General features: G+C 68.3%; 10 protein-coding genes. All 10 read left to right on the top strand.

Features of this window, described 5'->3' with window-relative positions; all coding sequences use genetic code 11:
• The first annotated feature begins 8 nt into the window (after positions 1–8).
• The 10 genes from ACUDTM_RS08710 (at position 9) to tkt (ending at position 13,097) form a co-directional block, all read left to right on the top strand.
• Positions 9–1,979, top strand: coding sequence for a type IV pilus secretin PilQ (locus ACUDTM_RS08710; RefSeq protein ID WP_061479337.1), 1,971 nt, complete (start codon positions 9–11; stop codon positions 1,977–1,979).
• Between the two features lie 174 nt (positions 1,980–2,153).
• On the top strand, positions 2,154–3,179 hold the full coding sequence (locus tag ACUDTM_RS08705) for an AAA family ATPase (RefSeq protein ID WP_005418911.1): 1,026 nt from the start codon (positions 2,154–2,156) through the stop codon (positions 3,177–3,179).
• An 8-nt stretch (positions 3,180–3,187) separates the two neighbouring features.
• Entirely contained in the window at positions 3,188–4,117 is a 930-nt protein-coding gene (locus tag ACUDTM_RS08700) for a DUF58 domain-containing protein (protein WP_088497529.1), read from the top strand.
• Positions 4,114–4,563 (top strand): DUF4381 family protein, encoded by a 450-nt coding sequence (locus ACUDTM_RS08695; protein ID WP_088497530.1) that lies wholly within the window; start codon positions 4,114–4,116, stop codon positions 4,561–4,563. The genes ACUDTM_RS08700 and ACUDTM_RS08695 overlap by 4 nt, the downstream gene beginning before the upstream one ends.
• Positions 4,560–5,564, top strand: a complete 1,005-nt coding sequence (locus ACUDTM_RS08690; RefSeq protein ID WP_445391266.1) for a vWA domain-containing protein — start codon at positions 4,560–4,562, stop codon at positions 5,562–5,564. Before ACUDTM_RS08695 ends, ACUDTM_RS08690 begins: the two co-directional genes overlap by 4 nt.
• The gene (locus ACUDTM_RS08685; RefSeq protein WP_353761431.1) at positions 5,561–7,384 is read left to right on the top strand and encodes a tetratricopeptide repeat protein; all 1,824 of its coding nucleotides are present in this window, start codon (positions 5,561–5,563) and stop codon (positions 7,382–7,384) included. The genes ACUDTM_RS08690 and ACUDTM_RS08685 overlap by 4 nt, the downstream gene beginning before the upstream one ends.
• Positions 7,381–9,096 carry a BatD family protein gene (locus tag ACUDTM_RS08680; protein ID WP_252745409.1) on the top strand — a complete coding sequence of 572 codons (1,716 nt, stop codon included), beginning with the start codon at positions 7,381–7,383 and terminating at the stop codon, positions 9,094–9,096. Before ACUDTM_RS08685 ends, ACUDTM_RS08680 begins: the two co-directional genes overlap by 4 nt.
• A gap of 57 nt (positions 9,097–9,153) precedes the next feature.
• Entirely contained in the window at positions 9,154–10,473 is a 1,320-nt protein-coding gene (locus tag ACUDTM_RS08675) for a dicarboxylate/amino acid:cation symporter (protein ID WP_445391265.1), read from the top strand.
• Between the two features lie 77 nt (positions 10,474–10,550).
• A complete protein-coding gene (locus tag ACUDTM_RS08670) occupies positions 10,551–10,973 on the top strand; it encodes a hypothetical protein (protein WP_227837915.1) in 423 nt (140 codons plus the stop codon).
• A 126-nt stretch (positions 10,974–11,099) separates the two neighbouring features.
• Complete coding sequence (gene tkt / locus ACUDTM_RS08665) at positions 11,100–13,097, top strand: transketolase (RefSeq protein WP_065179078.1); 1,998 nt, start codon at positions 11,100–11,102, stop codon at positions 13,095–13,097.
• The last annotated feature ends 81 nt before the right edge of the window (positions 13,098–13,178 follow it).

The raw sequence follows: 13,178 nt of genomic DNA, 5'->3' as shown, positions 1-13,178 counted from the left end.
ATAGCACGATGACCTTTCACCAAGCCAAGGGGCTGCGTCCCATCCGGCGCTCTACCTTGAACCGTGTCAGCGCGCTGGGAGTCGCGCTGATGCTGGCCTGCGCTCCGGCGCTGGCTGCCGCACCGGCGGAAAAGCCGGTGGGCGCCACCGTGGCACCGGCCGCTGCGCCGGCAGGCCTGTCTGTGGCCAAGATCGATTTCAAGCGTGGCGATGACGGCGCCGGGCGCCTGATCGTGCAGTTCGACGGGCAGGGCGCGATCCCTGACCTGCGCACGCAGGGCAACAGCGTCGTGGTCGACGTCGGCAATGCCCGACTGCCGGCCAACCTGCAGAAGCCGATGAACGTCACCGACTTCGCCACGCCGGTACAGCGCATCGACGCCAAGCCGTCCGGTGCCGGCACCCAGCTGGTGCTGAGCACCGGCGGTGCAGTGGAGTCGCTGGCGTACCAGAGCGGCAATGAGTACGTGGTCGAGATCAGCCCGCGGCAGGCCCCGGCCGCCGTCGGCGCGGTCACTGCCGGCAGCGTCACCCAGGCGGCCAAGGCCGTCGGCCAGCGCGGTTTCACCGGCAAGCCGGTGACCTTCAACTTCCAGGACGTGCCGGTGCGCACCGTGCTGCAGTTGATCGCCGAGGAGTCCAACCTGAACGTGGTTGCGTCCGACTCGGTGCAGGGCAATGTGACCCTGCGCCTGGTCAATGTGCCGTGGGACCAGGCGCTGGACATCGTGCTGCGCGCCAAGGGCCTGGACAAGCGTCGCGACGGCAGCGTGATCTGGGTGGCGCCGCAGGCCGAACTGGCCAAGTTCGAGCAGGAGAAGGAAGACGCGCGCATCGCCATCGAGAACCGCGAAGACCTGCAGACCGACTACATCCAGATCAACTACCACAGCGCTACGCAGATCTTCAAAGCGCTGACCGAGGCCAAGGGCATCGGTGGCAGTGGTGGTGGTGGCAGCGGCGGTGGTTCGGGCAGCTCGTCGCAGGAAGACAGTGGCTTCCTGTCCTCGCGCGGCCGCATCGTGGCCGACGAGCGCACCAACACGCTGATGATCAGCGACATCCCGAAGAAGATCGCGCGCATGCGCGAGCTGATCAACGTGATCGACCGCCCGGTCGACCAGGTGCTGATCGAAAGCCGCATCGTCATCGCCACCGATACCTTCGCCCGCGAACTGGGTGCGAAGTTCGGTGTCAGCGGCAGCCGCGACAATGTCTATTTCAGCGGCAATCTTGAAGCCAACCGCTTGACCCGGGAATCGCAGGTCAAGTCCGCGCAGGACAACGCCAAGGCCGAGCGCGACTGGATCGCCGGTGGCCGCGTAGGCCCGGCTCCTGTCCCGGTGGGCTCGACCATCACCCGTGGCCTGAACTGGAACCTGCCGGTGGCTGCCGCCAGCAACCCGGGTTCGCTGGCGCTGTCCATCCTCAATGCCGGGTACCTGCTGGACGTGGAGCTGTCGGCCATGCAGCAGGAGTCGCGAGGCGAGGTGATCTCCAACCCGCGCGTGGTCACCACCAACCAGCGCGAAGCGATGATCAAGCAGGGCAAGGAAATCGGCTACGTCACCATCAGCGGTGGTGGCGCTGGTGGCGTGGCGACGCCGAACGTGCAGTTCAAGGAAGTGGTGCTGGAGCTGAAGGTCACTCCGACCATCACCAACGACAACCGCGTGTTCCTCAACATGCAGGTGAAGAAGGACGAAGTCGACCAGCTGATCCAGCTGGAGGGCTACGGCACCGTGCCGTCGATCAACCGCCGCGAAGTCAATACCGCGGTGCTGGTCGAGGACGGGCAGACCGTGGTGATCGGTGGTGTCTACGAGTTCACCGATCGCAACAGCATCAGCAAGGTGCCGTTCCTGGGCGACGTGCCGTTCCTGGGCAACCTGTTCAAGAAGCGGGGTCGCAACAAGGACAAGGCTGAACTGCTGGTGTTCGTCACCCCGAAGGTGCTGCGCGTGGCCAAGCAGAACTGAGCCATCGCTCCGAAGTCTTCGAAGAAGGGCCGCCCTGTTGCGGCCCTTCCTCGTTTCCGCCGGTAGATCCACGCCCTGCGTGGATGCGCTGTTCAGCCGTCCTTGATGCCAATCGCAAGGCACCCTGCGATGATGTGGGGAACCCGTGCCGTCCTGCGCCGGTCAAAGGCCCCCATGAACCTGCCACCGCCGATGCCCGAAACTGTCTCGCCGCCGCCCGCGCCGGCAACCTCCCGCCTGCATGCGGCATTCACCCAGCTGCGCGATGCGTTGTCGACCGAGATCGTCGGCCAGGCGGCCCTGGTCGAACGCCTGCTGATCGCGTTGCTGGCCGACGGCCACCTGCTGGTGGAGGGCGCGCCGGGCCTGGCCAAGACCACGGCGATCCGTGCACTGGCCTCGCGCCTGGAAGCAGACTTTGCCCGCGTGCAGTTCACGCCCGACCTGCTGCCGGCCGACCTCACCGGCACCGAGATCTGGCGCCCCCAGGAGGGCCGCTTCGAGTTCGTGCCTGGCCCGATCTTCCACCCGATCCTGCTGGCCGACGAGATCAACCGTGCGCCGGCCAAGGTGCAGTCGGCGCTGCTGGAAGCCATGGGCGAGCGCCAGGTCACGGTTGGCCGCCATACCTATGCGCTGCCGCCGCTGTTCCTGGTGATGGCCACGCAGAACCCGATCGAGCAGGAAGGTACCTTCCCGCTGCCGGAAGCGCAGCTGGACCGCTTCCTGATGCATGTGCGCATCGGTTACCCGGACCAGGCCGCCGAATCGGAGATCCTGCGGCTGGCCCGTGAGCGTGCCCGTGGCGCATTGGGCGAGGCCGCGCCGGCGCCGGACAAGATGCCGATGCAGGACGTGTTCGACGCCCGCCGCGAAGTGCTGGACCTGCACATGGCACCGGCACTGGAGCGCTACCTGATCGAACTGGTGCTGGCCTCGCGCGATCCATCGCGCTACGACGCCGGCCTCGGCCGCCGCATCGCATGGGGGGCAAGCCCGCGCGGATCCATCGCACTGGAGCGCTGTGCCCGTGCGCGCGCCTGGCTGGCCGGCCGCGACTTCGTCACCCCCGATGACGTGCGTGCGGTGGCCGCTGATGTGCTGCGCCATCGCGTGCTGCCCAGCTATGAAGCCACCGCCGAAGGCTGGGACGGCGAGCGCCTGGTGCAGGAGCTGCTGGCCCGGGTGCCGGCACCCTGAGCCTGCGCATGACCGATCGATCCCTGGAACAGGCACCGTCTGCGCTCGAAGGTGACGGGCTGCGCCCGCAGCTGGCCGAACTGGTCGCGCTGCGTCGGCTGGCACAGCGTCCGCCGCCGCCGCGCCGTGGCCGCACCGGCAACGCGGGCCAGGCACCATCCCCGCTGCGCGGCCGCGGCATGGAGTACGCCGAGTCGCGCGAATACGTGGCCGGCGACGACGCGCGCCACATCGATTGGCGCGTGACGGCGCGCACCGGCCGCGCCCATACCAAACTGTTCCAGGCCGAGCGTGAGCGGGTCAGCCTGATCGTGGCCGACACGTCGCCGGCGCTGTACTTCGGTACCCGCGTGCGCTTCAAATCGGTGCAGGCCGCACGCGCGGGTGCTGTTGCCGCGTGGTCGGCGCAGCGCCGTGGCGACCGCGTGGGCGCATTGCGTGGCAGCGACCGCGAAGCGCCGATCACCCCCGCAGGTGGGCCGCGCGGAGTGCTCCGCGTGCTCGACGCGCTGACCCGCTGGTACGCACAGCCGCCGGCCGACGATCTGGGCCTGGAGCGCGCGCTGGATCATGCCGGCCGCGTGCTGCGCCCAGGCGCGCGCATGCTGGTGCTGGCCGATCCGCAGCAGGCCATCCGCATTCCGCCCGCGCGCTGGAGCGCGCTGGCCCAGCATCACGACCTCAGCCTGGTGCTGCTGGTCGATCCACTGGAGCTGCGGCCACCGTCGGCGGCGTTGCAGTTCCAGACCGCGCAGCAGCGCATCGGTCTCGACCTGCGCCGCAGCGAAGTGCAGGCGCACTGGCAGGCGCATTTTGTCGAGCCGCTGCAGGAGCTGCGGCGCCAGCTCGGCGCACGCCGCGTCGACGTGCAGGTGCTGTCCTCCGATGCGTCCAGCGACGCTTGGCTGGCGCCGTCGCCGACCGAGGTGCCGGCATGAGCGCCGCGCTGCCGTTGCGCGATGTGCAGCTGCCGCCGGCACCGTCATGGTGGCCGCCAGCCCCCGGTTACCTGATGATCGGCGCGGTGGTCGTGCTGGTGCTGCTGGTGACCGCCGTGGTGATGTGGCGACGTCGCCGCCGTCGCGAGCGCTGGTTGCAGCTGTTCGATCAGGAACTGGCAACCGCCCCCGACGCTGCGGCCGAACTGGCGGCCATCGCCGGACTGCTGCGCCGTGCCGCACGCCATGCACGGCCGGGCAGTGAATCGCTGCGCGATGACGCCTGGTGGCAACGCCTCGACCCGCAGCGCACGCTGGCCGATGACCACCGCAGCCTGTTGGCCGAAGGCGCCTATCGCCCGCGCGTCGACAACCGCGACGTGGCGGCCATACGCAGCTGGGCCCGCGAACGCTATCTGGCGATGCTGCTGGAGCGCCGCCGATGAACCTGCTGGCAAGTTACTGGCCATGGCCGGACCTGCAGCTGGCGTGGCCGTTGGCCCTGCTGGCCCTCCCGATGCCGCTGCTGATGCGCTGGTGGAAGCGTCGTGCAGCGCCGGGTGCTGCACTACGCGTCCCCTACGCTGCCGCCGAGCTGGAAGCGCTGTCCGGTGGTGGCCGCGTCGACGTGTCGTGGCTGCGCACGCTGCTGCTGTGGCTGGGGTGGTGTGCACTGTGCATCGCGCTGGCGCGACCGCAGCAGCTGGGCGACGCCATCACGCCCCCGCAGCAGGGCCGACAGATGATGTTGGCGATGGACGTGTCCGGAAGCATGGGCGAGGGCGACATGGTGCTGGGCGACCAGGCGGTCGATCGCCTGACCGCAGCCAAGGCCGTGCTTGCCGACTTCCTGGATCGTCGTGCGGGCGACCGCGTCGGCCTGCTGATCTTCGGCGACCGCGCCTACACACTCACGCCGCTGACTGCGGACCTGGCCAGCGTGCGCGACCAGCTGCGCGACAGCGTGGTCGGCCTGGCCGGGCGCGAGACCGCCATCGGGGATGCCATCGGCCTGGCGGTCAAGCGCCTGCGCACCCAGCCGGAGGGACAGCGCGTGCTGATCCTGCTGACCGATGGTGTCAGCAATGCCGGTGTGCTGGAACCGCTGCGCGCCGCGGAAGTGGCGCGCGCCGAGGGCGTGCGCATCCACACGGTCGCATTTGGCGGCGATGGCAGCATGCGGTTGTTCGGCATTCCGATTTCCACCGACCAGGATCCGGTCGATGAGGCCACCCTGAAGAAGATCGCCAGCATGACCGGCGGCCAGTTCTTCCGCGCGCGTGATACCGCGCAGCTGGCCGGCATCTATGCCGAGCTTGATCGCCTGGAGCCAGTGGCCGCAAAGGGCCCGAGCCTGCGCCCTCGCGAGGAACGCTATGGGTGGCCGTTGGGCCTGGCATTGCTGCTGGGCGCATTGGCCTGGCTGTGGCCGGAGCGTCGCCGATGATCGCGTTTGCTTCGAATCTTCCCGACTGGAACGCGCTGCACTTCCTGCGGCCCGAGTGGTTGTGGGCACTGCTGGCGCTGCCGCTGATCATCGCGTTGGCGCTGTACCGGCAGCGACGCAGTGATGCGTGGCGGCAGGCCGTGGATGCACATCTGTTGCCACATCTGCTGGCCGCCGGTGCGAAGCGTCGCGTGCGCCTGCCATGGGCGCTGCTGCTGGGCTGGACACTGGCATCGCTGGCGATGGCCGGGCCGAGCTGGCGGCAGCAGGCGCAGCCGATGTTCCAGGCCAGCGCACCGCTGCTGGTGGTACTGGACCTGTCCAGCCGGATCAGCGCAACCGATCTGCCACCGTCGCGCCTGCTGCAGGCGCGCGCGAAAGTGGGCCAGCTGCTGCGCGCGCGCCAGGGCGGACAGGTGGGCCTGGTGGTGTATGCCGATGATGCCTACACCGTGGCGCCGCTGACCGACGACGGCAGCAACGTCGCGCTGTATCTGGATGCGCTGTCGCCGGACGTGATGCCGCGCGATGGCCAGCGTGCCGACCGCGGCATCGACTGGGCAACACGGCTGATGCGGCAGATTGGTGCGCTGCAGGGGCAGATCCTGCTGGTCAGCGACCAGGCGGATGGTGAAGCTGCACTGGCGGCAGCGCAGGCACGCAGCCTGGGCCTGCAGGTGTCGGTGCTGGGCCTGGGCACGCCTGCCGGTGCGGCCTACCGCGATGGCAGCGGGCAGATCCGCCAGGCTGCGCTGGATGAGGGCAGCCTGCGCGCGGTGGCCACTGCAGGCGGCGGCCGCTATGCACGCATCTCCGCCGATGACAGCGATCTGCGTGCGCTCGGTGTACTCGACGCGCGCGAAGGCACGGCGGCGCAGCGGCCGGGCGAAGGCAAGCAGTGGCGTGACGAAGGCTTCTGGCTGCTGCCGCCGGTGATGCTGCTGGCATTGCTGGCCTTCCGCCGTCGTGCGCTGCTGGCGGCGGTGCTCGCGGTCGGCCTCGTGCCATGGATGAATGACGCGCAGGCGCAGGCACCTGCGACGCAGGCCTCGCAACCCGCGCAGGGCACGCTGTGGAAGCGTAGCGACCAGGCGCAGCATCAGCGCTTGGCCGAGGGCGTCCAGGCTTACCGCAACGGCGACTTCACCACTGCACGCAAACGCTTCGAAGGCATCGACAACGATGCCGGTTGGTACAACCTGGGCAACACGCTGGCACGCGAAGGCAACTACGACGAAGCGATCGCCGCCTACGACCGCGCGCTGGCGTTGCATCCCGGCATGGCCGATGCGGTCGCCAACCGTGCCGTGGTCGATGCCGCGCGCAAGCGCAGGCAGTCGGGTGGCAAAGGCCAGGATCAGCAGAAGCCACCGCAGAACGGGCAGCAGAAGCAGCAGAACGATGCCCCGGGCCAGCAGAACCCGCAGGGCCAGAAGCCGCAGCAGGGACAGCAGAATCCCGGCCAGGGCCAGCAGGGGCAGCCCAAGGCGGGTGACGACAAGAACCCGTCGAGCCCGCAGCCCGGCCAGCGCGGCCGCGATGGCCAGCAGGCGCCACCACAGGTGGAGGATGCCAAGGCACAGGCCCAGGCTGATGAGCAGCAGCGCCAGCGCATGCAGCAGGCGATGCAGCAGGCACGCGAAGGCGAGGCTGGCAAGGACGGCAAACCCGTACCGGGGGCTGAGGGCCGCACGCCGCGCGAGCGCGAGGAGCAACAGGCGGTGGAAGCGTGGATGCGGCGTGTGCCGGACGATCCGGGCGCGTTGCTGCGGGCCAAGTTCCAGCTGGAAAACGAACGCAGGAAGAGGGAAGGGCGATGACGCGCGCGATCAACATGCACGGGCACTGGTCACGGCCGGTACTGGCGGCGCTGTTGCTGTGGCTGCCGCTGCTGGCCTGGGCGCAGCCACGCGCCTGGCTGGATCGCGACCGCATCGCGATGGGTGATACGGTCACCCTCAATGTCGAGAGCGATCAGGGCGCTCCCGACTTCACGCCATTGCGCACCGACTTCGACCTGAGCGGCCAGACCAGCAGCCGCCAGGTGGAATGGAGCAATGGCAGCATGCAGCAGCGCAACCTGTATGGCGTGGCGCTGACCCCCCGGCGCAGCGGTGCGCTGGTGGTACCGGGCCTGCAGGTGGGCAGTGCGCGAACCGCGCCGCTGACGCTGCAGGTCGATGCGGCCGCCGTGGCCGGACCTGACAGCAATGCGATGGCCTTCATCGAGACCGTTGTCGATGACGATACGCCGTACGTGCAGCAGAGCGTGGGCGTGGTGGTGCGCTTGTATTTCGCCTCGCAGCTGGCCTCCGGCGAGCTGGTGCTGGACACCCCGGCGGGCGCGTCGTTGCAGCGGGTGGGCGATGACCGCACCGACGTACGCCAGGTCAACGGGCGCCGCTACAACGTGGTCGAACGACGTTTCCTGCTGATCCCCGAGCGCAGCGGCGCGTTGCGGCTGTCCGGTGCGCGTTTCAGCGGGCGCAGCGCCGGAGGTTTCTTCGATGACTTCTTCGGGGGCGGCGATGGCCGCATGAATGCCACCGGCGCAGACCGCACGTTGCAGGTGCAGGCACAGCCGGCACAGGCGCCGCAGCCGTGGTTGCCCCTGCAGAGCCTGCAGCTGCGCTACACCAGCGCGCCCACCAGTGCCCGTACCGGCGAGGCAGCCAACGTGGTGGTCGAAGCGGTTGCCGAAGGCGCGACCCGAGCACAGTTCACCGACCTGCCGGTGCCGGATGTCGGCGCCAACGCGCAGGTGTTCGCCGAACCGGCACAGTACGAAGAGACCTTCAACGGCAGCACGCCGCGCCTGAAGATCACCCGCCGCTATTCGATCGTGCCGCGCCAGCCGGGTTCGCTGGTGGTGCCGGGACCACGCCTGCCCTGGTGGGATGTGCGCAACGGCAAGGCACAGGAAGCGAAGCTGCCGGACCTGACGCTGGCCGTTGCGGCCGGTACCGGCGCCGCCACTGCCTCGCCGGCAGCGCTGCCACCGATCGACACCGCTGCCGCGCTGCCCGGCAGCGATGGACAGGATGCGCGTATCGCCGCGACCGATCCACGCGCCAGCGGCCTGTCCGAGCGACCGTGGCCATGGATGGCGGCGGCCATTGGCCTGGCGCTGCTGTGGCTGCTGACCCTGTTGTGGGGCTGGCAGCGAGGCCGACGCCCGCGTGTGGCGGCGCCTGCAGCCGGCACGCCCTCTGTGCCGACCGTAGTGAGCGGACGCGCGGGCCTGGCCGAACTGCGCCGTGCGCTGGATGGTGAAGGCTTCGACCAGGTGGAGGCACGGCTGTGTGCGATGGCCGGCGTGAAACGCATCGAGCAGGTCATCGCCCGGCTGGATGACCCGGCCCAGCGCCAGGTGTTGCTGGACCTGCAGCAGGCGCGCTGGGGCGGGCAGGGCGAACTGGCCCCGTTGCGCGCGCGCCTGCGTGAGGTCTTCCGTGACGGACCGCACTGGTCGGCGGCAACCGGCGCCGCCGACACTGGCCTGGCGCCGCTGTATCCAACGCGGCGAACCTGAACCGGCGCCGCTTGCGCGCTTTGTTAGAGTGCATTCATTTTTCGAGGAAACCCGCGCATGACAGCAGCTGCTGCCGACAAGAAGAAGTTGCCCCTGCATTGGAAGATGGGCATCGGCTTTGCGATCGGCCTGATCCTGGGACTGATCGTGCACGCCCTGGGCGGCAGCGTCGATGGCCTGCAGGCCGGTGCCAAGTGGGTCATGGACTACGTCACCACCCCGGCGTCGGGCCTGTTCCTCAACCTGATCTTCATGCTGATCGTGCCGCTGATCTTCTCGGCGCTGATCATGGGCGTGTCGGAGATGGGCGACATCCGCGCCCTGGGCCGCATCGGCTGGAAAACCCTGGCCTATACCGTGCTGCTGTCCGGCATTGCCGTGGGCATCGGCCTGGTGCTGGTCAACCTGCTCAAGCCGGGCGTCGGCGTGGATCCGCAGGTCGCCGCGATGATGCTGTCGGAGAACGCCGAGCGCAGCAAGGAAATCGTCGCTGGCATCCATGGCACGCCGAAGGGCATGGACATGCTGCTGTCGATCGTGCCGAGCAATGTGCTGCAGGCCGCGTCGGACAATGGCGCGATCCTGTCGCTGATGTTCTTCGCGCTGATGTTCGGCATCGGCATGGTGCTGACCGACAATGAGAAGGTCGCCCCGTTGCGCCGCGCCATCGAAGGCGTGTTCGAAATCTCGATGACCCTGATCAACCTGGTCATCCGCCTGGCCCCCTATGCAGTGGCCTGCTTCATGTTCAATCTGGCCGCGCTGTTCGGCTTCGAGCTGATCATCCGCCTGGGCGCGTACGTGGGCGTGGTGGTGCTGGCGCTCGGCCTGCACATGGTCGTGACCTACGGTACTGCCGTATGGCTGTCCGGCCGCTCGCCGCTGTCGTTCTTCCGCGATACCCAGGAAGCGACGGTGATGGCGTTCTCCACCGCCTCCAGCAACGCGACCCTGCCGACCGCACTGCGCGTGGCGGACCAGATGGGCCTGCCGCAGCGCGTGTCGCGATTCGTGCTGACCGTGGGTGCCACCGCCAACCAGAACGGCACCGCCCTGTTCGAGGGCGTGACGGTGATCTTCCTGGCCCAGTTCTTCGGCGTGGACCTGAGTATTGGCCAGCAGGTCATGGTGATGGCGGTCTGCATCCTTGGCGGCATCGGCACGGCGGGCGTGCCGTCGGGCTCGCTGCCGGTGGTGGCGATGATCTGCGCGATGGTCGGTGTGAACCCGCTGGGCATTGGCCTGATCCTGGGCGTGAACCACTTCCTGGACATGTGCCGTACCGCCCTGAACGTGACCGGCGACCTGGCCCTGACCACGTTGGTGGCCAAGGGCGAGTCCCATGACGGACCGGCGCTGGGCACGCCCCTCGATTGAACGCGCCCTGAATGCCATGGATACTATCCCGACGCATGGAAGGCGTCGGGATTGGCGCCGTGCGAAAGGGAGCAGAAATGAGGATTTCGTACGTGATGGTCGCCGCCCTGGGCCTGCTGGCTTTCGACGCCAGTGCCCAGAAGGCCTGTGAAACCAACTACACCAAGACCGGCAGCTTCTTCGCCGGGCGCACCTTCACCACCTGGGACGTGGTGCCCAACGTTACCCCGGCCGACGCTCTCAAGCGTATCCAGATCGAGGGCGTGAAGTCGGGCCTGAAGGTGGCCAGCGTGGACAAGGACCTGGGCATGCTGACCCTGGAACAGAACGTCCAGTTCAATGGTGGCCAGACCACCCTGCCGTGGAACGTGCTGGTTGAAGCCGAGGGCAAGGGTTCGAAGATCACCGTGACCAAGACCACCCCGGCCACCTACGCCACTGGCGAGGACTTCCAGAAGAAGTCGATGTGTGGCGTGATCGAGGCTGCCGCGCCCAAGTAAGGGGGTGGCGGGACCAGATCCCTTTCACTGGCAAGGGATCTGGTCCTACGCCTGAACCCGGCCCCGCGTCTGTGGGACAATAGGCCGCCCGCACGTCCGCGGCCGCCTCCCGATTCCGACAGAACCATGACGCAGCCTACCCGTCGCCAGTTGGCCAACGCCATCCGCTTCCTCGCCGCCGATGCGGTTGAAACCGCAAAGTCCGGCCACCCCGGCATGCCCATGGGCATGGCCGACATCGCCGAAGTCCTCTGGAACGACTACCTCCGCCATAACCCGAGCAACCCGCACTGGTTCAACCGCGACCGTTTCGTGCTGTCCAACGGCCACGGTTCGATGCTGCAGTACGCGCTGCTGCACCTGAGCGGTTACGACCTGCCGATCGAGCAGCTCAAGCTGTTCCGCCAGCTGGGCAGCCACACCGCCGGCCACCCGGAGCGCCACGAGACCCCGGGCGTGGAAACCACCACCGGCCCGCTGGGACAGGGTTTCGCCAATGCCGTGGGCTTCGCCCTGGCCGAGAAGCTGCTGGCACAGCGCTTCAACCGCCCGGAGCTGGAAGTGGTCGACCACCGCACTTGGGTGTTCATGGGTGATGGCTGCCTGATGGAAGGCGTGTCGCACGAAGCGGCCTCGCTGGCCGGCACCTGGGGCCTGCACAAGCTGGTCTGCTTCTGGGACAACAACCACATCTCCATCGACGGCAACGTCGAGGGCTGGTTCACCGACAACACCCCGGAACGTTTCGAGGCCTATGGCTGGAACGTGATCCGCGATGTTGACGGCCACGACCCGGAAAGCATCAAGGCCGGCATCGAGGCCGCGCTGTCGCAGAGCGACAAGCCGACCCTGATCTGCTGCCGCACCACCATCGGCTTCGGTTCGCCGAACAAGGCGGGCAAGGAATCCAGCCACGGTGCTCCGCTGGGCAAGGACGAGCTGGAAGCCACCCGCAAGCAGCTGGGCTGGGAATACGGCCCGTTCGAGATCCCGCAGGCGATCTACGACGGCTGGCGCGCCAATGGCGCCGGCACGCTGCGCCAGGCCGAGTGGGAACAGCTGTTCGACAAGTACGCCAGCCAGTATCCGGCGGAGGCGGCTGAGCTGACCCGCCGCTCGCATGGCGAGCTGCCGGCCGACTTCGTTGCCAAGGCCGATGCCTACATCGCCCAGGTGGCCGCCGAGGGCCCGACGATCGCCTCGCGCAAGGCCTCGCAGCTGGCCATCGAAGCCTATGCGCCGCTGCTGCCGGAAATCGTCGGTGGCTCGGCCGACCTGGCGCACTCCAACCTGACCCTGTGGAAGGGCAGCAGGTCGGTCGCCAGCGACGACGCCAACGCCAACTACGTGTACTACGGCGTGCGCGAGTTCGGCATGACCGCCATCGCCAATGGCCTGGCCCTGCACGGTGGCTTCATTCCGTTCGACGCCACCTTCCTGGTGTTCAGCGATTACGCCCGCAACGGCGTGCGCATGAGCGCGCTGATTCCGGCCCACGCCATCCACGTCTATACCCACGACTCGATCGGCCTGGGCGAAGACGGCCCGACCCACCAGCCGGTGGAGCACCTGGCCTCGCTGCGCTACATCCCGAACAACGACGTGTGGCGCCCGTGCGATGCGGTCGAGTCGGCCGTGAGCTGGAAGGCCGCGATCACCCGCCAGGACGGCCCGAGCTGCCTGGTGTTCAGCCGCCAGAACCTGCCGCACCAGCCGCGCAGCGCCGAGCAGATCAAGCAGATCGAGCGCGGCGGTTACGTGCTGGCCGATGCCGCCGGTACCCCGGACGTGATCCTGATCGCCACCGGCTCGGAAGTCTCGCTGGCCACCGAAGCCAAGGCCCAGCTGGACGCGGCCGGTATCAAGACCCGCGTGGTCTCGATGCCGTCCACCGACGTGTTCCTGCGCCAGGATGCGGCCTACCGTGAATCGGTGCTGCCGAACGCGGTGCGCAAGCGCGTGGCCGTGGAAGCTGGCGTCACCGGTTTCTGGCGCCAGTTCGTCGGCCTGGACGGTGCCGTGATCGGTATCGACACCTTCGGTGCCTCGGCCCCGGCCGACCAGCTGTACAAGCACTTCGGCATCACCACGGCGCACGTGGTGGAGGCCGCCAAGGCGCTGTAAGCAGCCTCTCGGCGCAACAAAGGAAAGGCCGGCGCAAGCCGGCCTTTCTCGTTGCCGGAAGAAAAAGGGGACGGAGGGAAT

It is taken from the genome of Stenotrophomonas maltophilia group sp. vghtpe118, assembly GCF_052605195.1.
The sequence above is the reverse complement of the archived record's forward strand: the minus strand, read 5'-3'. Positions and strand labels throughout refer to the sequence as shown.